General features: G+C 64.1%; 30 protein-coding genes. 19 read left to right on the top strand and 11 right to left on the bottom strand.

Going from position 1 to position 23,444, the window contains the following annotated elements; genetic code table 11:
• Window position 1: 1 nt before the first annotated feature.
• The 7 genes from R3P95_RS04355 to R3P95_RS04330 form a co-directional block, all read right to left on the bottom strand.
• Window positions 2-1,369 carry a glutamine synthetase family protein gene (locus R3P95_RS04355; RefSeq protein WP_317547391.1) on the bottom strand — a complete coding sequence of 456 codons (1,368 nt, stop codon included), beginning with the start codon at window positions 1,367-1,369 and terminating at the stop codon, window positions 2-4.
• A gap of 344 nt (window positions 1,370-1,713) precedes the next feature.
• Window positions 1,714-1,983, bottom strand: coding sequence for a DUF7683 domain-containing protein (locus R3P95_RS04350; protein ID WP_317547390.1), 270 nt, complete (start codon window positions 1,981-1,983; stop codon window positions 1,714-1,716).
• Between the two features lie 18 nt (window positions 1,984-2,001).
• Window positions 2,002-2,244, bottom strand: a complete 243-nt coding sequence (locus R3P95_RS04345; protein ID WP_317547389.1) for a hypothetical protein — start codon at window positions 2,242-2,244, stop codon at window positions 2,002-2,004.
• Window positions 2,245-2,268: 24 nt separating this feature from the next.
• Entirely contained in the window at window positions 2,269-2,508 is a 240-nt protein-coding gene (locus R3P95_RS04340; protein ID WP_317547388.1) for a DUF7683 domain-containing protein, read from the bottom strand.
• 2 nt (window positions 2,509-2,510) lie between these two features.
• Window positions 2,511-3,716, bottom strand: coding sequence for a colicin E3/pyocin S6 family cytotoxin (locus tag R3P95_RS04335; RefSeq protein WP_317547387.1), 1,206 nt, complete (start codon window positions 3,714-3,716; stop codon window positions 2,511-2,513).
• On the bottom strand, window positions 3,629-4,006 hold the full coding sequence (locus tag R3P95_RS26100; protein WP_394855386.1) for a WXG100 family type VII secretion target: 378 nt from the start codon (window positions 4,004-4,006) through the stop codon (window positions 3,629-3,631). Before R3P95_RS26100 ends, R3P95_RS04335 begins: the two co-directional genes overlap by 88 nt.
• Window positions 4,003-4,335 (bottom strand): WXG100 family type VII secretion target, encoded by a 333-nt coding sequence (locus R3P95_RS04330; protein WP_068051353.1) that lies wholly within the window; start codon window positions 4,333-4,335, stop codon window positions 4,003-4,005. The genes R3P95_RS26100 and R3P95_RS04330 overlap by 4 nt, the downstream gene beginning before the upstream one ends.
• 481 nt (window positions 4,336-4,816) lie before the next feature.
• Between R3P95_RS04330 and rpsH the strand changes: the two genes are divergently transcribed.
• The 9 genes from rpsH (at window position 4,817) to map (ending at window position 10,505) form a co-directional block, all read left to right on the top strand.
• Entirely contained in the window at window positions 4,817-5,215 is a 399-nt protein-coding gene (rpsH, locus tag R3P95_RS04325; protein ID WP_008718266.1) for a 30S ribosomal protein S8, read from the top strand.
• Window positions 5,216-5,229: 14 nt separating this feature from the next.
• The gene (gene rplF / locus R3P95_RS04320; protein WP_032397535.1) at window positions 5,230-5,769 is read left to right on the top strand and encodes a 50S ribosomal protein L6; all 540 of its coding nucleotides are present in this window, start codon (window positions 5,230-5,232) and stop codon (window positions 5,767-5,769) included.
• A gap of 1 nt (window position 5,770) precedes the next feature.
• Window positions 5,771-6,187, top strand: a complete 417-nt coding sequence (rplR, locus tag R3P95_RS04315) for a 50S ribosomal protein L18 (protein ID WP_032365631.1) — start codon at window positions 5,771-5,773, stop codon at window positions 6,185-6,187.
• A gap of 34 nt (window positions 6,188-6,221) precedes the next feature.
• Window positions 6,222-6,893, top strand: a complete 672-nt coding sequence (gene rpsE, locus R3P95_RS04310; RefSeq protein WP_032397534.1) for a 30S ribosomal protein S5 — start codon at window positions 6,222-6,224, stop codon at window positions 6,891-6,893.
• On the top strand, window positions 6,893-7,072 hold the full coding sequence (rpmD, locus tag R3P95_RS04305; protein ID WP_008718256.1) for a 50S ribosomal protein L30: 180 nt from the start codon (window positions 6,893-6,895) through the stop codon (window positions 7,070-7,072). Before rpsE ends, rpmD begins: the two co-directional genes overlap by 1 nt.
• Window positions 7,073-7,074: 2 nt before the next feature.
• Window positions 7,075-7,518: a 50S ribosomal protein L15 gene (gene rplO / locus R3P95_RS04300; RefSeq protein WP_032397532.1), complete on the top strand. Its 444-nt coding sequence runs from the start codon at window positions 7,075-7,077 to the stop codon at window positions 7,516-7,518.
• Window positions 7,519-7,834: 316 nt separating this feature from the next.
• A complete protein-coding gene (secY, locus tag R3P95_RS04295) occupies window positions 7,835-9,157 on the top strand; it encodes a preprotein translocase subunit SecY (RefSeq protein ID WP_032397531.1) in 1,323 nt (440 codons plus the stop codon).
• A complete protein-coding gene (locus R3P95_RS04290; RefSeq protein WP_094639134.1) occupies window positions 9,154-9,708 on the top strand; it encodes an adenylate kinase in 555 nt (184 codons plus the stop codon). The genes secY and R3P95_RS04290 overlap by 4 nt, the downstream gene beginning before the upstream one ends.
• Entirely contained in the window at window positions 9,708-10,505 is a 798-nt protein-coding gene (gene map / locus R3P95_RS04285; RefSeq protein WP_032397529.1) for a type I methionyl aminopeptidase, read from the top strand. Before R3P95_RS04290 ends, map begins: the two co-directional genes overlap by 1 nt.
• A gap of 18 nt (window positions 10,506-10,523) precedes the next feature.
• On the opposite strand, the gene R3P95_RS04280 is transcribed toward map, so the two are convergent.
• Window positions 10,524-11,417, bottom strand: coding sequence for a glycosyltransferase (locus R3P95_RS04280; RefSeq protein WP_317547386.1), 894 nt, complete (start codon window positions 11,415-11,417; stop codon window positions 10,524-10,526).
• A gap of 348 nt (window positions 11,418-11,765) precedes the next feature.
• On the opposite strand from R3P95_RS04280, the gene infA reads away from it, so the two are divergent.
• The 9 genes from infA (at window position 11,766) to R3P95_RS04235 (ending at window position 17,085) form a co-directional block, all read left to right on the top strand.
• Entirely contained in the window at window positions 11,766-11,987 is a 222-nt protein-coding gene (gene infA, locus R3P95_RS04275; RefSeq protein WP_005140011.1) for a translation initiation factor IF-1, read from the top strand.
• Between the two features lie 89 nt (window positions 11,988-12,076).
• Complete coding sequence (rpmJ, locus tag R3P95_RS04270; RefSeq protein ID WP_025347279.1) at window positions 12,077-12,190, top strand: 50S ribosomal protein L36; 114 nt, start codon at window positions 12,077-12,079, stop codon at window positions 12,188-12,190.
• Between the two features lie 204 nt (window positions 12,191-12,394).
• On the top strand, window positions 12,395-12,769 hold the full coding sequence (gene rpsM, locus R3P95_RS04265; RefSeq protein WP_008718227.1) for a 30S ribosomal protein S13: 375 nt from the start codon (window positions 12,395-12,397) through the stop codon (window positions 12,767-12,769).
• Window positions 12,769-13,182, top strand: coding sequence for a 30S ribosomal protein S11 (rpsK, locus tag R3P95_RS04260; RefSeq protein ID WP_027496331.1), 414 nt, complete (start codon window positions 12,769-12,771; stop codon window positions 13,180-13,182). The genes rpsM and rpsK overlap by 1 nt, the downstream gene beginning before the upstream one ends.
• Before the next feature lie 21 nt (window positions 13,183-13,203).
• A complete protein-coding gene (gene rpsD, locus R3P95_RS04255) occupies window positions 13,204-13,809 on the top strand; it encodes a 30S ribosomal protein S4 (protein WP_032397528.1) in 606 nt (201 codons plus the stop codon).
• A gap of 99 nt (window positions 13,810-13,908) precedes the next feature.
• Complete coding sequence (locus R3P95_RS04250) at window positions 13,909-14,973, top strand: DNA-directed RNA polymerase subunit alpha (RefSeq protein WP_008718222.1); 1,065 nt, start codon at window positions 13,909-13,911, stop codon at window positions 14,971-14,973.
• A gap of 34 nt (window positions 14,974-15,007) precedes the next feature.
• Window positions 15,008-15,595 carry a 50S ribosomal protein L17 gene (gene rplQ, locus R3P95_RS04245; protein WP_068051325.1) on the top strand — a complete coding sequence of 196 codons (588 nt, stop codon included), beginning with the start codon at window positions 15,008-15,010 and terminating at the stop codon, window positions 15,593-15,595.
• 5 nt (window positions 15,596-15,600) lie between these two features.
• Window positions 15,601-16,497, top strand: a complete 897-nt coding sequence (gene truA / locus R3P95_RS04240) for a tRNA pseudouridine(38-40) synthase TruA (RefSeq protein ID WP_317547385.1) — start codon at window positions 15,601-15,603, stop codon at window positions 16,495-16,497.
• Window positions 16,498-16,527: 30 nt separating this feature from the next.
• Window positions 16,528-17,085 carry an NADPH-dependent FMN reductase gene (locus tag R3P95_RS04235; RefSeq protein ID WP_068051320.1) on the top strand — a complete coding sequence of 186 codons (558 nt, stop codon included), beginning with the start codon at window positions 16,528-16,530 and terminating at the stop codon, window positions 17,083-17,085.
• A 7-nt stretch (window positions 17,086-17,092) separates the two neighbouring features.
• Here R3P95_RS04235 and eccE read toward each other — a convergent pair whose 3' ends face one another.
• On the bottom strand, window positions 17,093-18,781 hold the full coding sequence (gene eccE, locus R3P95_RS04230; RefSeq protein ID WP_317547384.1) for a type VII secretion protein EccE: 1,689 nt from the start codon (window positions 18,779-18,781) through the stop codon (window positions 17,093-17,095).
• Window positions 18,782-18,913: 132 nt separating this feature from the next.
• Between eccE and eccB the strand changes: the two genes are divergently transcribed.
• On the top strand, window positions 18,914-20,368 hold the full coding sequence (gene eccB / locus R3P95_RS04225) for a type VII secretion protein EccB (RefSeq protein ID WP_317547383.1): 1,455 nt from the start codon (window positions 18,914-18,916) through the stop codon (window positions 20,366-20,368).
• An 8-nt stretch (window positions 20,369-20,376) separates the two neighbouring features.
• On the opposite strand, the gene mycP is transcribed toward eccB, so the two are convergent.
• Both mycP and eccD read right to left on the bottom strand, forming a co-directional pair.
• On the bottom strand, window positions 20,377-21,798 hold the full coding sequence (mycP, locus tag R3P95_RS04220) for a type VII secretion-associated serine protease mycosin (protein ID WP_394855234.1): 1,422 nt from the start codon (window positions 21,796-21,798) through the stop codon (window positions 20,377-20,379).
• Window positions 21,765-23,378 (bottom strand): type VII secretion integral membrane protein EccD, encoded by a 1,614-nt coding sequence (gene eccD, locus R3P95_RS04215; protein ID WP_317547382.1) that lies wholly within the window; start codon window positions 23,376-23,378, stop codon window positions 21,765-21,767. Before eccD ends, mycP begins: the two co-directional genes overlap by 34 nt.
• Between the last annotated feature and the right edge of the window lie 66 nt (window positions 23,379-23,444).

The following is a 23,444-nucleotide window of genomic DNA, read 5'->3' as shown; positions in this document are numbered from 1 at the left end:
CTCAGTAGATCCAGCGCAACGACTCGAGCAGTTCGTCCTCGGTGTGACTCTCCGCCCACGCGGCATCGGCGTCCCGGCACGCAACGAACGCTCCCAGAAGATCCTCGCCCAACACGTTCGCGACCAGTTCGGATGACAGCAGGTTCTCCCGCTGCTGAGTATGGGTCGTCGCGAGTGGGGAGATACCCGCGGCCTCACGACGTGCGTCGTCCCAGCCGCCCACATCCTCTTGAACGGGTGGCGGCAACTGGGCCGAATCCGCTATTCCCGACAGGCCGGCCGCAATCGTGACGGCCAGCGCCAGATACGGGTTGGCGGACGCATCGCACGCTTTCAACTCGACGTTGGTGTGATTCGGACCGAGGAGCGGCGACGACGGTACGAGCCGCACTGCAGCCTCCCGGTTCTCGACGCCCCAGAACCCGAAGGCACCGGCCCAGTAGCCGGGTCGACGACGCAACAGCGATCCCGAACTCGGTGCCGTGATGGCCGTGAGTCCCGGCAGTTCTCGAACCAGGCCTGCGATGTAGGACCGCCCGGTGTCGGACAATCCGTGCTCTCCGTCACCGGTCAGTGCGTTCCGACCGTCGCGGACCAGCGACGTGTGCAGATGCCAACCATTGCCTGCACTGCTCGACGACGGCAGGGGAGCGAAGCTGGCCCGCAGATCCAGAGCGCGTGCCGCTGAGTGGATGGTCTGCCGCGCGAGGATCTGCGCATCGGCCGCGGCGAGTGGATCGAGTGGACTGAGCGCGATCTCGATCTGGGAAGCGCCGTACTCGGCGTGAATCTGGCCGATATTCAGACCGTTCGCGGCAAGCGCGTTGAGCAGCTGCACGACGAATTCGTCGACATCACGTACTGCGTTCGCGGAGTAGGCAGGTCCGCGATGAGCGGACAGGCCGTCCGATTCGCGAGTCAGCGCGAACTCGATCTCGAATCCGGCCCGCACCTCGAATCCGGCATCGGACGCCTTCTGCACCTGACGCTCGAGAACCGCGTGCTGATCGTAGGGCCAGGGAGAGCCGTCTGCTGAGAGCTGCCGGCCGTGTACCCAGGCAAGCCCCGATTGGCCGGCGAGCGCTACTACGCTCGACGCGTTGTCGATCACCGGAATCAACCGCACATCGCCGGACGGGGTCGACAGTCCATCGTGGGCGAACGTGATCCCGTCGTGCGAATCGAATACGGCGAACACCGCGGTGATTCCCACTCCGCGACGTGCGACTGCCGTCAATTCTGCGGTGGGCACGGTGCGCGATCGGACGATGCCGTTGTTGTCGACCCAGCCGATGGTCACCCCGGCGATGTTGCGGTCGCGCAGCGAGTGGGTGAGATGGTCGATGTCGACTGCCTTCGAGTCCGTCATGGTCCGACGTTAGCGAAGAAGTGGGAGTTCGGGTGTCCAACCGGGTGTGCGGATTGCGAAATGGCTGGGCTGCGCGGGAACTGAGCGATTGCCGCGCTTCATCGTCTATGCGGTTGAGCGCAGGGCGGAGTCGCCGCGACGTGAGTCTCACGGACGACATTGGAACAGGGTTGAAGAGTGCGCGAGGCCTGCATCTGAACCTCCGGACCGTGTCAGGGCGCGTTGTGATGTCCGGTGCCGAATGACAGATTCTGAATGTCGACAGTCATGTTCCCGAGCACGTGAATTTCGGGCCGGTTTTCAGTCGCGTTACAGCTGGTCTCCAGGTGCCAGACTGCCCTTCCTCAGTCGGTGAACAGGCCTATGAAGTACTCATTATCGGAGCTGATCCTGAAATCGCCCTCGATGTACCGCGTGAACTTCGGCACGTCGGCCAATGCGACTGGATATGGTCCCATTTCTAGGGGAAGTTCACTTTCGTCGACGTCAATCAGTTCTCTGATTTCGTCTCCGGTGATAGCAGTCAGGAGGTAGCTGTGTGCGATCGTATCGGTTCGTTTATTATAGATTCCAAATACCACATGCCGTCTCGCTACTTCTTGCTTACCGGCCATGGCGGCGGAGTGTGAAGTCTATTTCGGTTCGGCAAGAAACGAGACTTCGTACGAATGATTCTCCTTCGCCTCGAACGGTATTTGCATGAACCGAGCAAAGTTGGGTATCTTCTCCGCCGGAACGTCGTTCTGGCCGACTGCAACGGGTAGTTCGAAGTCGCTGTCATCGATCTGGAGCGTGCGTTTGACGAATTCGACAGTCATGTCGCGAAGAAGGTGTATTTCTGTTCCCAACTCGGTTTCATCATCGAATTCTTGCAAGTACCAGATTTCCTTCTCCTTTAGTCAGTCTGCGAAAAGGCCTACGAAGTATGTACAGCCGAGGTCGATCAGCAGCTCGCCATCAATATATCTGGCGAATCTGGGTAAGTCTGCGGGCGCAACCTCGTGCATTGCGGCTTCGATCGGTCCGCTTTCTTCATTTGTCCCGATCAATTCTTTAATAGTCGTGCTGGTTGCACCCTGAAGCGGATAGCTTTTTGCAAGAAGTTCAGATTTGTTCTCGTACGCGTCCAAGTACCACATTGTCATCTCCCTGGTTTTCGGCCGGGCACTGGCCCCTTGGTCATGTCGCCCGTTACTGGGTCGAACTCGCCTAGGTGTTTTCCGTTTTTCGTGTATTTTTCGAGAGCTCCGTGCTGGTAGTCCCACTCCAAAATATTTCCTCTGTTGTCAGTCCAACGCGGTCGATTATTCAACGGCTTCGTCTGTTTGGCATCAGGAAAGCCAGGAAGCCGTCGATCAGCCGGGGGAGGGTTGTAGTGCCAATTTCCTCCGCCGGTGTTCGCGTTGAAGGTGGTCGGACTTGCTTGTAGGAGCGGTTGCACGTCCGATGCAATTCCAATGGCCGCCGCCCCGGTTGCCACGGTGACACCGACGGCAATTGCGGACGCCGCTTCCACTCCGGTCAGGACGGCGATGACACTTCCGGCGATGGCGCTTCCCGTCGCGCCGGTAACGGCGACTGTTCCCACGCCGAGGGTGAAGAAGCCGGCAACTGCACCGGCGATCGTGCCGGCAACGATGGCGGTTCCCACGATATCGATGACGCTCTGGTGAGCGTCCTGAATGGTCGACGCCCATTCGCCGCAAGCGCTCGCGAGAGTGTCGAATTGGTCGGCGACGTTGTGCGCAGCGCTGTAGACGCCGTCCATCTGGGCGAGGACCTGCGGCAATTCGTCGGAGGCAAGTTTTTCGATGTCGGTCCACGCGGAGTTCGTGGAATCGCTCGCTCGTCTCAGCTCTTCGGCGGCGGTGCGCCACGCGCTTCCGAGTCCCCGCAACTTCTCCGGGTCACCGTTGGGCCACATGTGGCCCTGTAGCCATCGCGTGATCAGCCCCCACCCCATCGGGGCGTCGGTATCGCAGCCGTAGGAACCGTTGAACCGCGGTGTATTCGTATGAGGAAGTTGTGGGGGAGCGGGCAGCGGCGGTGTCGGCGGAACGGTGTTCGCATTCTCTGCGTTGGCGTGGTTGACACCGGTTGTTGCAAGCAGGTCGTGGAGCTTGCCGAACGCATTCGCGATGTCGGTCCCCGCGGTGACTGCGTCGAATGCCGCGGAATCGTAGCTGTCTGCCCAAGACTTTCCGGCGTTGTCGGTGCCTGCGCAGCCCCAGTTCCGGTGGAGTTCCGCGGCGAGTTCCGCTATCGCGCCGCTCGAGATGGTCTTGGCGCTGCTGTACTGGGAGGCCGCATCGGCGAGGATGTGCGGGTCGACGCTGATCGGGGCCATCGGGGCCACATTCGCTTGTTGTGGTCGACGGCTGCGCGGTAGCGATCATGGGCGCCTCGCGCCAGCGTGCCGAGTTGCGCGAGCGCGGTTCGCATATCGTTCAATTCCTGCCGGAGCAGCTCGTGCTTCGAGCGGTGAGCCTCAGCCGCTTCGCCCTCCCATTCGATGCCGAGATCGTTCACCTCGCGCTCCACTTCGGCGACAGCCGATTCGATCGTGGCTCCAACTATGTGTGCGCGATCGACAAGAGCGAGAATCTGTTCGACGTCGGCGACGTAGCGCGCCGTCAACGGTCCAACCGAAGGCCGGAATCCACCACGTGTTCATCGATCACGTTGTCCGTTGCGGCGTATTCGGTCGCAATGCCATCGAGCAGCCACGCGTCCTCGGTGAGCGCGCCGCATATCTTCCGAGCCGAATCGACCCACTCCGCCCATAGAACTGCATGGGAATCGGCCGCAGCGCCTGTCCAGGAGGTCTCCAGCAATTCCTCCACGGCGAGACGGACGAGATCGATGTCATCCCACAACACGTCGGCGAGGCCGGACATCCGAGCAGAGGCACGGCGGATCCGATCGGGATCGGCTTTCACTGCGTCGTGCGGGACGAACCCGGCCATGGTGGGACGTCGACCGTCCTGGCAACGGAATCGGTTGTGCGCATCGAACCCCCCGGAGCGATGAAATGATGTCGAAAGAATACTGCACCGAACCGACGAACACGGCTGTGTCTCGCGAGTCCTACTGGCATGGTGCCGCTCGAGCTCTACCACGACCGATTTTGAGAATGGCACCCGGTTCCCTACACTAGAGCGGTTGCCCGGGCTTCGTCGTGCCTGCACGCGAGTCCTTGCAATGGAAACGCAACCTCGAGTTCTCCGTACGTCAGCGTCGAAATGCGGAAGCTCGAAACACCTGGCAGTGCAGCGATGCATTGCTTGGAGCGCAACCCCTGACCGGCAACAGTCGGTCAGGACATGTTCACTTCGTTGTAGGCCCACGATGTGACGAGCCAGGCCCGCCGGGTTCTCGAGAATCCAGGGGCACCAGCTCGCGCGTGCTGTATGGGAACCGCTGCGAGAAAGGTGCACAGGTCACACCATGACGATGACCGATCCAATTGCAGACTTCTTGACCCGTCTGCGCAACGCCAATTCGGCGTACCACGACGAGGTGAAGCTTCCCCACTCGAAGCTCAAGGCGAACATCGCCGAGATCCTCAAGCGCGAGGGCTACATCTCCGACTACCGCACGGAAGACGCCGAGGTGGGCAAGACCCTCATCGTCGATCTGAAGTACGGCCCGAGCCGTGAGCGCAGCCTCGCCGGCGTGCGACGCGTCTCCAAGCCCGGTCTCCGGGTGTACGCAAAATCCACCAATCTGCCCAAGGTTCTCGGCGGCCTGGGCGTGGCGATCATCTCCACGTCCACAGGTCTGCTCACGGAGCGTCAGGCGGCCAAGCAGGGTGTGGGCGGAGAAGTCCTCGCCTACGTCTGGTAGGGGAGGCCACCACCATGTCACGTATTGGAAAATTGCCGGTACCGGTCCCCGCTGGAGTCGATATCACCATCGACGGCCAGAACGTTGCGGTCAAGGGCCCCAAGGGTGCCCTGAGCCTGACGGTCGCCGAGCCCATCCAGATCGCTCGCGCCGACGACGGCACCATCGCCGTCACCCGGCCCGATGACGAGCGCAAGAGCCGTGCACTGCACGGACTTTCGCGCACTCTCGTCGCGAACCTCATCACCGGTGTCACCAACGGTTACACCAACAAGATGGAGATTCACGGCGTCGGTTACCGCGTCGTACTCAAGGGCAAGGACCTCGAGTTCGCACTCGGTTACAGCCATCCTGTGCTGATCGAAGCACCCGAGGGCATCACGTTCACGGTCGAGTCGCCCACGCGATTCACCGTTGTCGGCATCGACAAGCAGAAGGTCGGTCAGATCTCTGCCAACATTCGTCGTCTGCGGCGTCCGGACCCGTACAAGGGCAAGGGCATCCGCTACGAGGGTGAAGTGATCCGCCGCAAGGTCGGAAAGACGGGTAAGTGATATGAGCCAGCAAACAGCAGACAAGGCGAACGTCGTCAAGCGCACTCCGCGTGGCACCGACGTCTCGACGAAGCGTCGCCTGTCGAAGGCACGTCGTCACTTCCGCCTTCGCAAGAAGATCTCCGGCACGCCCGAGCGTCCCCGCTTGGTCGTCAACCGGTCCTCGCGTCACATCCACGTGCAGTTGATCGACGACCTCGCCGGCCACACGCTGGCCAGCGCGTCGAGCATCGAAGCAGATGTGCGCGCCCTCGAGGGCGACAAGAAGGCCGTCAGCGCGAAGGTCGGCGAGCTCATCGCCAGCCGCGCGAAGGCAGCCGGCGTCGAGGCAGTCGTGTTCGACCGCGGCGGCAACAACTACAGCGGCCGCATCGCGGCACTCGCAGACGCAGCCCGTGAAGGCGGGTTGACGTTCTGATGATGACAATGACTGACAACGGAAGGACAGCCTGATGCCGGGACGTCAACGGCGTGACGGCGGAAGCGGCCCCGCCGGACAGAACAGTGGCCCCAACGCAGGTGGCGACAACAACCAGCGCGGCGACAACCGCGGTGGCGGTCGTGACCGTCGTGACAACGGCCGTGGCGGCAACGCTGCGGACAAGTCGAACTTCATCGAGAAGGTCGTCACGATCAACCGCGTCTCCAAGGTGGTCAAGGGTGGTCGACGCTTCAGCTTCACCGCCCTCGTCATCGTCGGTGACGGCAACGGACTGGTCGGCGTCGGCTACGGCAAGGCCAAGGAAGTTCCCGCGGCCATCCAGAAGGGTGTCGAGGAGGCTCGCAAGAGCTTCTTCCGCGTCCCGATGATCGCCGGCACCATCACGCACCCCATCCAGGGTGAAGCCGCAGCAGGCGTCGTCATGTTGCGTCCGGCCAGCGCCGGTACCGGCGTCATCGCCGGTGGCGCTGTGCGTGCCGTGCTGGAGTGCGCCGGTGTCCACGACGTGCTGTCGAAGTCGCTCGGTAGCGACAACGCCATCAACGTCGTGCACGCGACCGTCGCAGCCCTCAAGGGTCTGCAGCGTCCCGAGGAAGTTGCGGCTCGCCGCGGCCTGACCCTCGAAGAGGTTGCACCCGCCGGAATGCTGCGCGCACGCGCACAGGCAGGAGCGGTGAAGTAATGGCTCAGCTGAAGGTCACCCAGATCAAGAGCACCATCGGCCAGAAGGCGAACCAGCGTGACAGCCTGCGTACTCTCGGGCTCAAGGGCATCCGCCAGACGGTCGTCCGCGAGGACAACCCGCAGAACCGCGGACTGGTCAACACGGTGCGCCACCTCGTAACTGTTGAGGAGGTCTAACCATGACCATCAAACTGCACCACCTGCGCCCCGCAGCCGGATCCAAGTCGACGAAGATTCGCGTCGGCCGTGGTGAAGGTGGCAAGCGTGGCAAGACCGCAGGTCGCGGTACCAAGGGAACCGGCGCACGCAAGAACGTGCCGGCACGCTTCGAGGGTGGCCAGATGCCCCTCCACATGCGGCTCCCGAAGCTCAAGGGCTTCACCAACCGCAACCGTGTCGTGTTCCAGGTCGTGAACCTGCGCGACATCGAGCGTTTGTTCCCCGAGGGCGGTCAGATCGGTATCCCCGAGCTCATCGCCAAGGGTGCCGTTCGCAAGAACGAGCCCGTCAAGGTTCTCGGCGACGGAAACCTGACCGTGAAGGTCGAGATCTCGGCCAACAAGTTCACGGGCTCCGCCAAGGAAAAGATCGCCGCTGCCGGCGGTTCTGCAACCGAGGTATGAGCATCGGTTCGATGTGCTGAGTAGCAGTGCATCGACCAGCAGTTCGTGACGATGGCCGCAGCCACAGCTCTCGCAGCTGAGCTGCGGCCATCGTTGCCTCGGCACCACGTGCCGTGGTCGACCGAACGGACGGGGTCCAACACTGACCGTCGGGCGGTTCGATACGCACTGTTAGAGTTCTAGAGTTCACAGAAGTTCGTTTCGATGCGGGCGACGCATGTCGCTTGCAGTCCATGCTCGTGAGGCTCACGGGAGCACCGGTTTGCGCTCCCGACGAAGTACTCGCAGCGTCAATGCAGTCGTGCCAGGAGGATCTTTGCTTTCCGCCTTCGTGTCGGCCCTCAGGACTCCTGACCTGAGACGGAAGATCCTCTTCACGCTCGGTCTGGTCGCCCTGTATCGCTTCGGTGCCACGCTGCCGTCGCCGGGCGTCGACTACGCCAATGTCCGAGCATGCATCGACCAGGTCTCCGGTGGAGACTCGGCGGGCATCTACTCGTTGATCAACCTGTTCTCCGGTGGAGCGCTCCTTCAGCTCTCGGTGTTCGCGATCGGCATCATGCCGTACATCACCGCCAGCATCATCGTGCAGCTGCTCACCGTCGTCATCCCGAAGTTCGAGGAACTCCGTAAGGAGGGCCAGTCGGGGCAGGCCAAGATGACGCAGTACACGCGTTATCTGTCGATCGCCTTGGCCATCCTGCAGGCGACCGGCCTGGTGGCACTCGCTTCGCGCGGCCAGCTGCTTCAGGGCTGCCAGCAGGACATCATCGCCGACCAGTCCATCTTCGGCCTCGTCATCATCGTGCTCGTCATGACCGCCGGTGCAGCCGTCGTCATGTGGTTCGGTGAGGTCATCACCGAGCGCGGCGTCGGCAACGGCATGTCGCTGCTCATCTTCGCCGGAATCGCCTCGCGTATCCCGTCCGAGGGCAACTCGATCCTCGAGAGCCGCGGCGGATTGGTGTTCGGTTTCGTCTGTTTCGCAGCGTTCCTGATCATCACCGGCGTGGTCTTCGTCGAGCAGGGTCAGCGCCGAATTCCCGTCCAGTACGCCAAGCGCATGGTCGGTCGGAAGATGTACGGCGGCTCGTCCACGTACCTTCCGCTCAAGGTCAACCAGGCCGGCGTCATCCCGGTGATCTTCGCGTCCTCGCTGCTGTACCTGCCGAACCTCATCGCCCAGCTCACCTCGGCGAGCACCGCGGTCGACCCGAGTTGGTGGCAGCGCATCATCAACGAGTACCTGGTGAACCCCGCAAACCCGGTGTACATCGCGATCTTCTTCGGTCTGATCGTCTTCTTCACGTACTTCTACGTGGCGATCACGTTCAACCCCGAAGAGCGCGCCGACGAAATGAAGAAGTTCGGCGGGTTCATCCCGGGCATCCGTCCGGGCAAGCCGACCGCCGACTATCTGAACTACGTCCTCAGTCGCATCACGTTGCCGGGTGCGGTCTACCTGGGCACCATTGCCGTGCTCCCGAACCTGTTCCTCGACATCGGAAGTTCGGGTGGAGGACAGAACCTGCCGTTCGGCGGCACCGCCGTTCTGATCATGGTCAGCGTGGGCTTGGATACCGTGAAGCAAATCGAAAGCCAGCTGATGCAGCGTAACTACGAAGGGTTCCTCAAGTGAGACTTGTTCTGCTCGGTCCCCCCGGTGCCGGCAAAGGCACCCAGGCCGTCCTCCTGTCCGAGAAGCTGGGCGTTCCGCACATCTCCACCGGCGACCTGTTTCGCGCGAACATCGGTGAGAAGACGGCGCTCGGACTCGAAGCGAAGAAGTACCTCGATGCAGGCGACCTTGTTCCCAGTGAGCTGACCATCGACATGGTCCGCAGTCGCCTCGCCGAGCCCGACGCGGTGAACGGCTTCCTGCTCGACGGCTTCCCGCGTTCGGTGGGTCAGGCCGAGGCGCTGGTCGGTATCCTGGCGGATCTGAACGCCGAGCTCGACGCAGTACTCTCCTTCGCCGTCGACGAGGACGTCGTCGTCGAACGCATGCTCTCGCGTGGACGCGAGGACGACAAGGAAGACGTCATCCGGAACCGACTCAAGGTGTACCGGGACGAGACCGCGCCGCTGCTCGACTACTACGAGGGTCAACTCGTGACGGTCGACGCGATCGGTGAGGTGGACGAGGTCAACGCTCGCGCGCTGAAGTCCATCGAGGACCACGGCAAGTAATGGCGTTCGGCCGTAAACGCAAGGTCGTGCCGTTCCGCAGCGCAGGCGAACTCGACGCCATGGCTGCGGCCGGTGCGGTCGTCGGCGCTGCTCTGGTTGCCGTTCGGGCAGCGGCGGTACCCGGTGTCTCGACTCTCGAGCTGGACCGAGTGGCCGAGGCGGTCATTCGCGACGCCGGCGCTGTGCCGTCGTTCCTCGGGTATCACGGCTTCACCGGCAGCATCTGCTCGTCGGTGAACGACCGTGTGGTGCACGGCATTCCGTCGGCGGATGAGCTGCTGGTCGCAGGCGACCTGGTGTCCATCGACTGTGGGGCAGTTCTCGACGGTTGGCACGGAGACTCTGCGTGGACGTTCGGTGTCGGCGACATCATCGAGGCCGATGCGATGCTGAGCGAGGCGACGCGGCTGTCGATGGAAGCCGGTATCGCCGCGATGCTTCCCGGCAACCGGCTCACGGACGTCTCGCACGCCATCGAATCCGGAACCCACGCGGCCGAGCAGGCACACGGCCGCAAGTACGGAATCGTCGACGGATACGGCGGTCACGGCATCGGCCGTGAAATGCACATGGACCCGTTCCTTGCGAACGAGGGTGCGCCCGGCAAGGGGCCGGAGTTGGTGGTCGGATCCACCCTCGCGATCGAGCCCATGCTGACCCTCGGAACGTACGACACCGACATTCTCGACGACGGGTGGACGGTCGTGACCACCGACGGATCCCGATCCGCGCACTGGGAACACACCGTTGCCGTCACCGAGGACGGGCCGCGCATTCTGACCCTGCGACCCAGTTAGGGTCGGATCCGGTCAGGGTCACCAGGCCAACGATCCGTAGCGTCGACCGCCACGGAGCAGGCCGAGGTGCGCAGCCACCAGACGTAGCCAGAGTCGAGTGGGCATCCTGGTCACGGCAGTCGGAAGCAGTGGGTTCCGTACGCCGAGCATCAGCAGGGCGACGGAGATCGAGCGGGCTCGGAAGGGTGGGCAGCCGTGTGCTCGGTAGAGGCCGCGCACGTGAGCCGATCCGTATCCCAAAGCGCCTGCTTGTTTCCAGTTCTCCCGGTGGCCGGTGCGCAGTCGGTAGGAGACCAGCGGTTCGGCGATGAAGTGCAACCGACGGCCCGCGTGCTGTGCGCGCCACGAGAATTCCATGTCCTCGCTGGCGTGTACGTATTCGAGCATGCCGCCGAGCTGACGGTAGGTCGATCTGCGGCACGCCATGCTGGCACCGATGACGAACGGCAGGAATGTCGACTTTCCCTGATCCGTGGGCGGTGCGAAAGGCGTCGATGCTCGCGTGGCAACGGAGTTCAGTGTCTCCGTCTCCAGGCCGGTACCCACGAGGTCGTACTCGTCGAGGCCCGCAACGATGCGTCGGAGCCAGCTCGGGTGCACCGCGTCGTCCGCGTCGCAGAATGCAAGCAATTCGCTGCGGGCGGCGTCTGCACCCCGGTTGCGTGCGAACGATGCCCCCGGGGTTCCCGCAGCATCGACGTATCTCAGGTCCAGAGCGCCACGAAGGTGATGGCTGTCGATGTGTTCGCGAAGGCCGTCGGTCGAGCCGTTGTCGCTGATGATCACCGTGAACGGATGCTCGTAGTCCTGTCGAGCGAGAGCTCGCAGTTGATCGTCGAGAACGTCCTTGGCGTTGTGAATTGGGATGATGACGGATACGACCGGGTCTCCGGCGCGCGTGTCTGATCTCAAGAGGGGTGCCTCGTAGTCGTCTTCGCGGACACGGCCGCCGCTGCGAACGCAGTCGGTACGGCCAGTGGTTGTGCGGCTGTGATGCAGCCCGGCGGAACGTTAGCTCAGGAAATCGAACTGGGGCAAACGTTGACCTGGAGTATGGACACTGGACGCATTTGGCCAGACGTGCATTACCCGGTAGCATGGATCGACGGTGCGCCCTGCGTACCGGATGTTCGCGTGCCCTGGTGGGCTGCGAACCGTTCCGGCGATACGTCGACCCGTTGATTCGGGTCGGTCAGTGGGCATCACGGTAACGGAAACAGATGCAATCAACCAGGTGTGAGAGCCAGGATCGCGGAGGATATGGCCAAGAAAGACGGTGCTATCGAGGTAGAGGGCCGAGTTGTCGAACCGCTGCCCAATGCGATGTTTCGCATTGAGCTCGAAAACGGCCACAAGGTACTCGCTCACATCAGCGGAAAGATGCGTCAGCACTACATCCGCATCCTTCCCGAGGATCGCGTCGTGGTGGAGCTTTCGCCCTACGACCTCACGCGTGGACGCATCGTTTACCGCTACAAGTAAGAGCTTCCCCGGCCACGTCCGGTCGGGGAGAACCATGCTCGGGGCCACTGCACGCAGCGGGGCCGAGCTACACACAGGAGATCAACGACGTGAAGGTTCAGCCGAGCGTCAAGAAGATCTGCGAAAAGTGCAAGGTGATTCGTCGTAACGGACGCGTCATGGTGATCTGCGACAACCTGCGTCACAAGCAGCGTCAGGGATAACCACCGAGCATTTCGCACGTCGGCTTGGCAACAGCTAGAAGATGACCTCCCAGCACCAACCGCGACACACGCGTCGCGGCAGACCCCCGGCACGGAGGCCGGGGCCCCACTGAGTTAGTTGAAAGACGCTTCACACCCCAGCGGTGAGAAGGACACAGGGGACGGACTGGGAGCAGACCTCCGGACAAGAAAAGGAAATGCCACATGGCACGTCTCGCAGGTGTGGATCTGCCGCGCGAAAAGCGCATGGAGATCGCACTGACTTACATCTACGGCGTCGGCCGTACCCGCTCCAAGGAAATCCTCACAGCGACGGGCGTCAGCCCCGACCTGCGAAGCAAGGATCTCGGCGACGACGATCTGCGCAAGCTCAGCGATTACATCAACGAGTCCCTCAAGGTCGAGGGCGACCTGCGCCGCGAGGTTCAGGCCGACATCCGTCGCAAGATCGAAATCGGCTGCTACCAGGGTCTTCGCCACCGTCGTGGTCTGCCCGTCCGTGGACAGCGCACCAAGACCAATGCGCGTACCCGTAAGGGACCCAAGCGCACCATTGCCGGCAAGAAGAAGGCGAAGTAATGCCCCCCAAAGCACGCGGTACCGGTCCGAAGAAGGCGCAGAAGACGCGTCGCAGGGACAAGAAGAACGTCCCGCACGGATCTGCGCACATCAAGAGCACGTTCAACAACACGATCGTGTCGATCACCGACCCCGCCGGAAACGTCATCTCGTGGGCGTCCTCGGGACACGTGGGCTTCAAGGGCTCGCGCAAGTCGACCCCGTTCGCCGCACAGCTCGCAGCCGAGAACGCTGCGCGCAAGGCACAGGAGCACGGCGTCAAGAAGGTCGACGTGTTCGTCAAGGGTCCCGGCTCCGGCCGTGAGACCGCGATCCGCTCGCTTCAGGCCGCTGGCCTCGAGGTCGGCACCATCTCCGATGTCACCCCTCAGCCGCACAACGGCTGCCGTCCGCCCAAGCGGCGTCGGGTCTAGCGGGAAGGAAAGGTTTAGAAAATGGCACGTTATACCGGTCCTATCACCCGCAAGTCGCGTCGTCTGCGCGTCGACCTCGTCGGAGGCGACCAGGCGTTCGAGCGTCGTCCCTACCCGCCCGGCCAGCACGGCCGCGCGCGGATCAAGGAGAGCGAGTACCTGCTCCAGCTGCAGGAGAAGCAGAAGGCTCGCTTCACCTACGGCGTCATGGAGAAGCAGTTCCGTCTGTACTACAAGGAAGCCAACAGGACGGTCGGCAAGACCGGCGAGAACCTGCTGACCATCCTCGAGAGTCGTCTCGACAACGTCGTCTACCGCGCCGGACTGGCACGCACGCGTCGTCAGGCCCGTCAGCTGGTCACGCACGGTCACTTCCTGGTGAACAACAAGCGCGTCGACATCCCCAGCTACCGCGTCTCGCAGTACGACATCATCGACGTGCGTGAGAAGTCGGCACAGACTCTGCCGATCCAGATCGCCCGCGAAAGCTACGGCGACCGTCCCGTCGCCCCGTGGCTGCAGGTCGTCCCCAACCGTCTTCGCATCCTGGTGCACCGGTTGCCGGAGCGCGCACAGATCGACGTGCCGCTCCAGGAGCAGCTCATCGTCGAGTACTACTCGAAGTAAGGCGCAGCACGCATGTGAGTCTCCCCGTGAGGCTCACATGCGTCTTCGCCTCCACACGTGGGCGTCAAATAGCGGACGCCCGTACAGGAGGAACACACAATGCTCATTTCACAGCGCCCGACGCTGACCGAAGAGGTCATCGCCGACAACCGCTCGAAATTCGTCATCGAGCCGCTCGAGCCCGGCTTCGGTTACACACTCGGCAACTCGCTCCGCCGCACCCTGCTGTCGTCGATCCCCGGCGCTGCTGTCACCAGCATCCGTATCGACGGCGTCCTCCACGAATTCACCACCGTCCCCGGAGTCAAGGAAGATGTCACCGACATCATCCTGAACCTCAAGGGCCTCGTGGTGAGCTCCGAAGAAGACGAACCGGTCACCATGTACGTCCGCAAGCAGGGCCCCGGCGCTGTGACCGCAGGCGACATCGTGCCCCCGGCCGGCGTCACGGTGAACAACCCCGATCTGCACATCGCGACCCTGAACGACAAGGGCAAGTTGGAGATCGAGCTCGTAGTCGAGCGCGGTCGCGGCTACGTCCCCGCCGTTCAGAACAAGGCTTCGGGTGCCGAGATCGGCCGTATTCCGGTCGACTCGATCTACTCACCCGTGCTCAAGGTCACCTACAAGGTGGAGGCCACTCGCGTCGAACAGCGCACCGACTTCGATCGGCTCGTTCTCGACGTGGAGACCAAGAATTCCATCACCGCGCGGGACGCGCTCGCTTCGGCGGGCAAGACCCTGGTTGAGCTCTTCGGCCTCGCCCGTGAGCTGAACGTCGAAGCAGAAGGTATCGAGATCGGACCCTCGCCCGCCGAGGCCGATCACATTGCTTCCTTCGGACTCCCCATCGAGGATCTGGACCTCACCGTCCGTTCCTACAACTGCCTCAAGCGCGAGGGTGTTCACACCGTCGGCGAGTTGGTTGGTCGTACCGAGTCCGATCTGCTCGACATCCGTAACTTCGGGCAGAAGTCCATCGACGAGGTGAAGGTCAAGCTGCATTCGCTCGGCCTCTCCCTCAAGGACAGCCCCGCGTCGTTCGATCCGAGCACCGTGCCTGGCTACGACGCCACCACGGGCACGTGGAGTGACACCGACGCCGGCTCCTTCAGCGACACCGAAGGTGCCGAGCAGGACTACGCCGAGACAGAACAGCTGTAATCAGCTCGCTGGAGCTCTTACTAGGAGATTCATCATGCCCAAGCCCACCAAGGGCCGCCGTCTCGGCGGGTCGGCGTCGCACCAGAAGGCCATCCTGGCCAACCTGGCGACGTCACTCTTCGAGCACGGCCGCATCACCACCACCGAGTCGAAGGCCAAGCGCCTTCGTCCCCACGCCGAGAAGCTCGTCACCCACGCCAAAAAGGGTGATCTGGCGCATCGTCGTGAGGTTCTCAAGACGATCAACAACAAAGATGTCGTGCACAAGCTGTTCGCCGAGATCGGGCCTTTCTTCGCCGATCGCGACGGTGGCTACACGCGCATCATCAAGACCGTCCCCCGCAAGGGTGACAACTCGCCGATGGCCATCATCGAGCTCGTCAACGAGCAGACGGTGTCCAACGAAGCCGATCGCGCTCGCCGCGTGAAGGCTTCGCAGGCTGCTCCCGCCGCAACCGAGGCTCCGGCCGAGGACGCGACCGACGAGAACGTCGTCGAGGCTGTCGAAGCCGACGCGACCGACGCCGAGGTGGCCAACGCCGACGCAGTCATCGAAGGCATCGAGGACAACGACGCACACGCGTCGGACGCCCCCGAGGCCGAGGAAGCCAAGAAGGACTAGTCCTTTTGAGCTCCGCGCACGATCGAAGCGGGCCCGCCATTCCCCCAGGGGAAGGCGGGCCCGCTTTGTCGGTCCCCACCAGATTTCGGCTCGACATCTCGTACGACGGCACGAGATTCTCCGGGTGGGCGCGCCAACCGGGTATCCGCACCGTCTGCGGAGTGCTCGAAGAAGCCTTCTCCACGGTGCTGCGGCAATCGGTAGAGCTGACCGTGGCGGGACGAACCGACGCGGGAGTCCATGCGACGGGACAGGTGGCGCACTTCGACGCCGTCGACGTTCCCGACGATCACGACCGACTGGTCCGCCGAATGGCCCGGTTTCTACCCACCGATGTTCGAGTGCGGGCCATCACCGCCGTCTCCCGTGATTTCGACGCGCGATTCTCGGCATACCGCAGGCACTACGAATATCGTTTCGGCACTGCGCCATACGGTGTCGACCCCCTCGATGTCGCCGGTGTCGTCTCCTGGCCCAGGCCCATCGATCTGGGTGCGATGCGTGAGGCATCCGTGGGATTGGTCGGTCTGCACGATTTCGCCGCGTTCTGCAAGCGACGTGACGGTGCCACCACCGTTCGGGAACTGCAGCGCTTCGACTGGGAGCGCGACGGCGATCGTCTCACCGCATACGTCAGCGCCGACGCATTCTGCTGGTCGATGGTCCGTAGCCTCGTCGGTGCCATCCAGGCCGTGGGGGAAGGGCGTCGAACTCCCGACTGGGCGCGGTCATTGTTGACTCGGCGCGAGCGGGCGAGCGAGGTGGCGGTGGCTCCGGCGCACGGCTTGTCCTTGGTTGGAGTCGACTACCCGCCGGCCGACGAGCTGGCCGCTCGGAACGCGGCCACCCGAGAAGTGCGCTCGGCGATCACCGGCGGCGGTTGCTGTGGGGGAGAGGGCTGACCGAGCGTCACCGGGTCTAGTGTCGGAGCGATGCAGCCGATACAGCTCGCCATCGTCGTCGGTAGTGTGCGTGCCGGTCGAGTGGGACCGACCGTCGCGGCCTGGGTTCGAGGTGTCGCAGCCGAACGCACCACCGTCGAGGTGGTGGACGTCGACCTGGCCGATTTCGAGTTACCGAATTCTCTCGTTCCGTGCGAGGACTCCGAACGCTTCACCGGGATCATAGGTGCCGCCGATGCCTTCGTGTTCGTCACTCCGGAGTACAACCACGGCGTACCCGGTGCGTTGAAGACTGCGCTCGACACGGTGAAGTACGAATGGCGTGGCAAGCCGGTGGGATTCGTCTCCTACGGCGGGCTGGGCGGTGGGATTCGAGCGACCGAACAGCTGCGGCAGATCACTGCCGAATTGCACATGGTCTCGGTCCGAGACGCCGTGTCGCTGCACCGGGTGCGCAAGCGGTTCGACGAGTCGGGACGGATCGACGATGCCGCAGCCGTCGACGCTCTCGGGCGTCTTCTCGATCAGCTGGAGTGGTGGGCCGATGCGGTCGCCGGCGCTCGTGGGCGCGCCGACTACCCCGGCTGAGAATCGGTCATGCACGAACCGCGGGGCGCAGACTCCTGGGGCGGCCGATGAACGCCGTCTCCTGCGGAATCGTGACCAATGTCAGCTCGACGTCGAGTGGACCGGATCGGACTCGAATTCGATCTCCCGACGCATGGGGCTGGACGATCGTCAGATCCGGCTCAGGCACGCTTCGCTCCTGTTCGGGGCGGCCGGTCCGCGGTAGGTGCTCGGACAACGAGATCATGGTGACGCCCGAAAGTCCCTGTTGCACAGGCGGTGCCGAACCGTCGGCGAAGTCGATCAGGATCACGTCGTACGACGGCCGGGATCGGGTCGTGGTGCCGTCGACCAGTAGTCGATCGGGTGCGCCGATGGCGTCGAGGATCGCGCGCCAGGCGTGCGGGCGATCCGTGCGGACGAGAACCCTGGCACCGGTGGCGATGGCGCGGAAGATCAGTTGCTGGGCGAGGTAGAGCTCTCCGGCGATTCGAACTCGCGTCAGGCCCGGTCCGAACAGCCGCACCGCGACACCGTGTCCGTGAGCATCGGCTCCCAACAGCTGGCCGCACCCGCTTACCGGGAGTTTCAGCTCGTGCATTGTCGTTGTGTCGAGAAATCGTCTGGGAGACAACGAATCCAGGGCGGGTAGGGCCAGCGGGAGCTGGGCGAGGATGCCGTCGCGTTGACTCCCGCTCATCGAGGTCAGCGCGCGTACACGAGGCTTCGTGATCGGTGTTCGAGTGGCGAATCTGCACGACCCATGGATGCGCACCTTCCCGGTGTCGTGGGTCGGTTGCAGGCGGAAGGACAGCGTCGTTCCGAGGGACGGTGTTGCCCACAGGGTCGCGATGTCCTCGGCAGTGACTGTGCTGCAATCGATTCCGAAGCCGGTACTCGACGCACCCGGTAGGGGTGCTGTCGACCACGTCTGGGTGAGGTCGTCGATACTCACGCCCCGGCACAGGTGCAACACAGCCGATCGTAGTTCGGAGCTCGTCAACAGTCGCGAGGACAGCCCGTGGGCGTTCAGAGCGCGATGTACGCGAGTGGTCGCGACGACAGCGGCGCGGGCTGCCCCGGCCCTGCCTCCGCCTCTGGCCCCGATCGCACGCGCATTCGCACGCAGGTCGAGAGTGACTGCCACCCAGACTGTTCGCACCGCTACTGCCGGTAGCGGACCGATGAGTGACTCGTACACCTCGGTGGCGACCGAGCCTGCCGAGCTGCGGAATCCGAGTGCAACGACGTCGATGGAGCAGACCTCGATGTCGTGCTGTCGCAGACACGACGCCAACGCGTCGACAGGAAGCGTGTGTTGCGTCTCGGCGCTCGCCTTGCCGAGGACTGTGGTGGCGTGCCCGGGCGGGACGATCTCGATGGTGCAGGTGACGGTGTCGCGCTGCCAGTGGACACCGACCGGGCCGACTGCCGTGTCGGTGTGGTCCGTACTCACACCGACATCGGGGGCACGATCGGCGAGGAACCGCCAGATTGTCCGGACCCAGTCCACGACCGATCTGCGCCGAACGGCGACGAACGGAACGAGCGCTACCGTCGCAACAGCGAGCAGAGTCAGCCCTGGTCTCACCTGTGCCGCGAACAGAGCCGAGCCGATCGCCACGGCTGCGGTCTCGGCCAAGATCACCCGCCGCACCGTGGGCGCGACGAAAGGAACGGCGGCTCGCCCACGCCCTGCCCGACCGGTACGCGTCATCGAAACCCTCCCCCCGAAGGTCGCAGTGCCCCATCGACGAACGCCAACGCGGTCGCCGAGGTGTGCGGACGAACTGTACTGTGTCGCGTGACCCGAATGGGGATCGGGTCCGCACAATCCTGGGGAGGAAGCGTGGCGTCGACGCCGACAACGAAGTGGCAGGTTGGCGGTTACCGCTTTCTCGTCCGCAGAATGGAACATGCACTGATCAGACGCGACGTTCGGATGCTGCACGATCCGATGAAGTCGCAGTCGCGGGCACTGCTCGTGGGCGTCGTCGTCGCCTGCATCGGCTTGGCGGGATGCGCTGCGCTGGCACTGTTTCGGCCGCTGGACAAGATCGGCGACGCGTCGATCGTGGTGGGCAAGGATTCGGCCGCGATGTTCGTGAAAGTGGACGACGTGTTCCATCCGGTGCTCAATCTCGCGTCGGCTCGATTGATCGTAGGCAAGCCCGACGACCCGTTGACGGTCAAGGAATCCGAATTGTCCGCACGACCCCGCGGCGCGCTGGTGGGTATTCCCGGTGCTCCGTCTGCGCTACCGCACGACAGTGACGGCAGCGCAGAAACGTGGACCGTCTGCGACACCGTCGACCGGATCACGGGAGTGACCTCGACAACGGTTGTGGTGGGTGATCCTCGCTTCGGTGAAAGCACGGCTGCGCTCGCCGATTCCGAGGCGTTCCTCTGGACATCGGACGGCACTGCCTATCTCGTGCACGACGGCACCAAATCGCCGGTCGACCTGAACAACAGGGCAGTGGTCCGGGCACTCGGACTCGAGGACGCGACACCATCTCCGGTCAGTGCCGGTCTGCTCAATTCCGTGCCCGAATCACCCCCCGTCGCAGCACCGTTCGTGCCTCGAGCGGGTGAGGCTCCTGCGTTTCCGTTCGACGGCCGGACGATCGGATCGGTCGTCAAGGTCGCCGGTCGCGACGTCCAGTACTACGTGGTTCTCGAGGACGGAATACAAGCGATCAACGAGACTGCGGCCCTCCTCCTGAAATTCACCGATTCGCAGGGCAGTCCGGAAATCGTAGCCGTCAATCCCGACCTGCTCGCGAATGCTCCCAAAACGTCCTTCGGGCTGGAGGTTTCGACGTTTCCGGAGACCGCTCCCACGATCGTCGATACCGGGGAGCGCCCGGTGGGTTGCTTGACGTGGGAGCCACTCGCAGTTGCCGACGGCGGGCCGTCGGCTCGACTGGTCGAGTCCGCCGGTCGCGGGCTGCCGCTGGAGGCAGATGCACAACCGGTTTCGCTGGCTCAGGCCGATGGTGGCGGTGACGCCGTCGACCAGGTCTATCTGGCACCCGGTAGCGGCGGTTTCGTGCGCAGTACCGGTATCTCCGCGTCGAGTACACGTCGGGGCAGCGTCTTCTTCGTGGCCGATACCGGAGTGCGATACGGCGTCGACGGTGCCGAGGCTGCGTCGGCGTTGGGGTTCGGACCGCCGGCACCCGCGCCTTGGCAGATACTCCAATTGCTCGGCAGTGGGCCAACTCTCGGGCGCGGCCAGGCCCTGACGATGCACGACGGTGTTGCTCCCGACCCGCAGGCCGCGGCGCTTCCGACGAAGTAGCGCCTGGCTCAGTCGGTTCTGCCGCGTCGGCGCAGCGGTACCGACAGTGCGAGTCCGAGTGCCAGGATCACTGCCACCAGCACCGAACCGGTGACGGCTGCGGTCCGCGGTCGATGATCCGGCGTGGGCGGCGGCAACGGCGCACTCATCGCAACACTGTCCGCAGGAACCGACCGGGGGGTGGGCGTCACCGAATCGGTCACCGCTGCAAGCGGATCGACGACGCCGTGGCCGACGAAGGGATTCCACCCTTCGGCCGGCTCGTGCGCCGTTCGTTCGATCCGATCGATCACCTCCAGCGCCGACAGTTCGGGCCGGTGGGAGCGCACCAGCGCCGCAACCCCGGCAACCAGCGGTGCCGCAAAACTCGTTCCGGTCATGGGAATCACGCCATCGGTGCCCCGGGTGCCGTTCGCCAGTCCGTTGCCCGTCGGCGACAGCGACGTCATATTCGAGCCCGGAGCGGCGACGTCGACCCACGGACCGGCCAGGCTGAACGGAGACGGTGTGCCGTCCGACTCGACCGAACCGACAGTCAACACGTCGTCGAACCACGCCGGAGTCGCGATGGTCGCGATGGACGCCCACGGGTCGGCACCAGGCCGAAGCGGATCGGTCATCGGGTTCTGTGCCTGGCAGGCAGCGCTGCCGAGATTTCCAGCTGCTGCGACGACCACGACGTTCCTCTCTCGGACGGCGTACTGCACGGCCGCGCCGAGCGGACCGTCGGCCACACCGCCTCCGGCGGGCACGCAGGCGACCTCGGAGATGTTGATGACCGAGGCACCCGAGTCCACCGCAGTTCGGATGGCCATGGCCATGGTGCGCACGTTGCCGTAGCCCGCGGCATTCTCCGGCTCTGCTGTCTTCTCCTCCTCGGGCCGGTTGTCGACGATCTGAAAGACACTGCTGGACTGACGAATCGACAGTATGCGGGCGTCGGGTGCGCCTCCAGCGAATCCGCTGCCCGGTGCGGTCTGTGCGGCGATCAGGCCGGCGACCATCGTTCCGTGTGCATCGCAGTCGAACAGCCCGTCGCCTGCGCTGACATAGTCGCCGCCGGCGATCAGACCCGGCAGGCGCGGATGTGCGGTGACGCCGGTGTCGATGACGGCAACCACTTGACCTGCCCCACGGGTGATGGGCCAGACCGATGCGAAGTCGAGCGCCTTCAGTGCGGTCGGCACGTCCTGGGCGTCGGCAGTCGCGGACGGCAGCGCGCAGGCGTTCTTCTGTTCCGTGGGTTCGAGCGGGCCGGGAGCGCTCGGCGCAGGCAGCTGGAAGGGGTCGATCACCGGACGTTCGGCGCGTGCGGGATACCCGCCGAAGGCTGCGTCGAACGACAGCGACAGAGCAGTGAACGCCGCGATGACGACCGTTCGCCGTCGGTGCGGCGTCACAGCCCGCGGACGACGCTGTACAGACCGCACACCCACACTGCAATCGGAATGACCAGGGCGATGGCGGCGTATTCGAGTAGTTCGGCCGCTCTCCGCATCACCGGCGAGTACGTCCGTGTGGGCACGAATGCCCCGAAGATCGACGAGGCCACCGCGCCGGCCAGTGCCACCCCGAACAGAGCGAGGACGAGATCCGGCAGTGCGACGACCGCACCGACGAGGAGCGCCAGCAGAATCGTCGCTCCGCCTGCGACCAGCGGAACGGCATGCGTCACAACGGCATAGGTGCGTCCACGCAGCAGCAGGACGAGCGCACACAGCGCCGCCAGCGCGACCGCAGGCCAACGGACGCCATCTCCCGAATCGGCTCCCGCCGCGACAAGCACGCCCGCCACCACGGCGACGCTGAACGCCGACAGCAGACCGGTCAGGTAACTACGCGCTTCGGCCGCGGCGACCTGCAGATCGTCGAACGAGATCGCGTCGAGTTCTGCTTCCTCGACGGTGTCCAGCGGTGCTCCCGCGGTGGGGACCGGTGGAAGCGGCAATTTGGCCTGCATCATCGACACGCGGGCAGAGAGCGCGATTCCAGCCAGGCCGGTGAGGGCCGCGGCAGTACCGATCGCCGGTGGTGCCATCGTGGTGAACAATGCGCACACCGCGGCAGCGAACGTCAGAAGCGCCACCGATATCGCAGCGGTGAACAGTGCGAACCCGGTCCCGCCGATACGAAGGGACAGCAGAGCCGTCGCACCGGCCATGGCCGAACCCAGCATCAGCTGAGCCGCGCCGAACTGCCCGGGTACCAGCACAGTTCCGCCGGTGAACATCAGCGCGACGGCGCATCCACCGAAGAGGACGGCGACGGAGTGCTGGTGATACATCCGCCCCAGAATCACCCCCGCTATCGCGAAGAGAATCGACGCAGTGACGGCAGCCCGCCCCTCGACGAGACTGCCGACGTGCTCGGCTCCGGCCCGGATCGGCCCACGTAACAGGACCGCGCACGCCAGCAACACCAGCGCACCGGTGACAACCGAACCCACCGTGCGCGCGGTACGCGCAGTCCAGTGCGGAACATCGTCGGTACCCGATCGCGCAACGGAATACATGAGGTCGTCGAACAGTGGAACCGGCGCGGGCCGCTCGGCCACACCCAACACGAGCAACTCACCGTCACGCACCGACAGCTCCGCCAACGTCGCAGTCGGTGACAACGGTGGGAACCCGATCCGCGCGAGCGTCCACGCCACGTGCAACCCATCCGACGCGGGATCCCCGTCGCGGGATCCTCCTCGTCCCGCTCTACCAAGTCGTTCCGCAGGCTCCACTCCCGCTCTACTGGGTCGTTCCGCAGGCTCCACTCCCGCCGCAATCAGGTCGACGATTCCCGGTACGAGAAGCGAGACCGGAACGTCCACCGGCAGCGCCATGTCCACCTGCGTGGACCTGGCCAACACCGTCACCCGACAGACTTCCTGCGCAAAAACGGATTGCGCACCCGATGCCCGCCGACCCACGTCCGACGCGGCGGGTGACTGTGTCGGATCGGCAGGTGCCGTGCGTGACGGCGCAATGCCGGCCGGTGGACGGCTGTCGGCGCGTGTCATGGATATCCCCCCGGATACGTTCGATTCGCGTTCCGATGCCCGCCCCAGTGGGCATCGGTGTCCAAA

Source organism: Rhodococcus cercidiphylli (genome assembly GCF_033042225.1).
Lineage (GTDB): Bacteria > Actinomycetota > Actinomycetes > Mycobacteriales > Mycobacteriaceae > Rhodococcoides.
The sequence above is the reverse complement of the archived record's forward strand: the minus strand, read 5'-3'. Positions and strand labels throughout refer to the sequence as shown.

Coding starts and splice junctions, on each gene's coding strand:
- R3P95_RS04355 (WP_317547391.1), bottom strand. CDS start 1,369: ATGACGGACTCGAAGGCAGTCGACATCGACCATCTCACCCACTCGCTG.
- R3P95_RS04350 (WP_317547390.1), bottom strand. CDS start 1,983: ATGGCCGGTAAGCAAGAAGTAGCGAGACGGCATGTGGTATTTGGAATC.
- R3P95_RS04340 (WP_317547388.1), bottom strand. CDS start 2,508: ATGTGGTACTTGGACGCGTACGAGAACAAATCTGAACTTCTTGCAAAA.
- R3P95_RS04335 (WP_317547387.1), bottom strand. CDS start 3,716: ATGGCCCCGATCAGCGTCGACCCGCACATCCTCGCCGATGCGGCCTCC.
- R3P95_RS04330 (WP_068051353.1), bottom strand. CDS start 4,335: ATGGCCGGGTTCGTCCCGCACGACGCAGTGAAAGCCGATCCCGATCGG.
- rpsH (WP_008718266.1), top strand. CDS start 4,817: ATGACGATGACCGATCCAATTGCAGACTTCTTGACCCGTCTGCGCAAC.
- rplF (WP_032397535.1), top strand. CDS start 5,230: ATGTCACGTATTGGAAAATTGCCGGTACCGGTCCCCGCTGGAGTCGAT.
- rplR (WP_032365631.1), top strand. CDS start 5,771: ATGAGCCAGCAAACAGCAGACAAGGCGAACGTCGTCAAGCGCACTCCG.
- rpsE (WP_032397534.1), top strand. CDS start 6,222: ATGCCGGGACGTCAACGGCGTGACGGCGGAAGCGGCCCCGCCGGACAG.
- rpmD (WP_008718256.1), top strand. CDS start 6,893: ATGGCTCAGCTGAAGGTCACCCAGATCAAGAGCACCATCGGCCAGAAG.
- rplO (WP_032397532.1), top strand. CDS start 7,075: ATGACCATCAAACTGCACCACCTGCGCCCCGCAGCCGGATCCAAGTCG.
- map (WP_032397529.1), top strand. CDS start 9,708: ATGGCGTTCGGCCGTAAACGCAAGGTCGTGCCGTTCCGCAGCGCAGGC.
- infA (WP_005140011.1), top strand. CDS start 11,766: ATGGCCAAGAAAGACGGTGCTATCGAGGTAGAGGGCCGAGTTGTCGAA.
- rpsM (WP_008718227.1), top strand. CDS start 12,395: ATGGCACGTCTCGCAGGTGTGGATCTGCCGCGCGAAAAGCGCATGGAG.
- rpsK (WP_027496331.1), top strand. CDS start 12,769: ATGCCCCCCAAAGCACGCGGTACCGGTCCGAAGAAGGCGCAGAAGACG.
- rpsD (WP_032397528.1), top strand. CDS start 13,204: ATGGCACGTTATACCGGTCCTATCACCCGCAAGTCGCGTCGTCTGCGC.
- R3P95_RS04250 (WP_008718222.1), top strand. CDS start 13,909: ATGCTCATTTCACAGCGCCCGACGCTGACCGAAGAGGTCATCGCCGAC.
- rplQ (WP_068051325.1), top strand. CDS start 15,008: ATGCCCAAGCCCACCAAGGGCCGCCGTCTCGGCGGGTCGGCGTCGCAC.
- R3P95_RS04235 (WP_068051320.1), top strand. CDS start 16,528: ATGCAGCCGATACAGCTCGCCATCGTCGTCGGTAGTGTGCGTGCCGGT.
- eccE (WP_317547384.1), bottom strand. CDS start 18,781: ATGACGCGTACCGGTCGGGCAGGGCGTGGGCGAGCCGCCGTTCCTTTC.
- eccD (WP_317547382.1), bottom strand. CDS start 23,378: ATGACACGCGCCGACAGCCGTCCACCGGCCGGCATTGCGCCGTCACGC.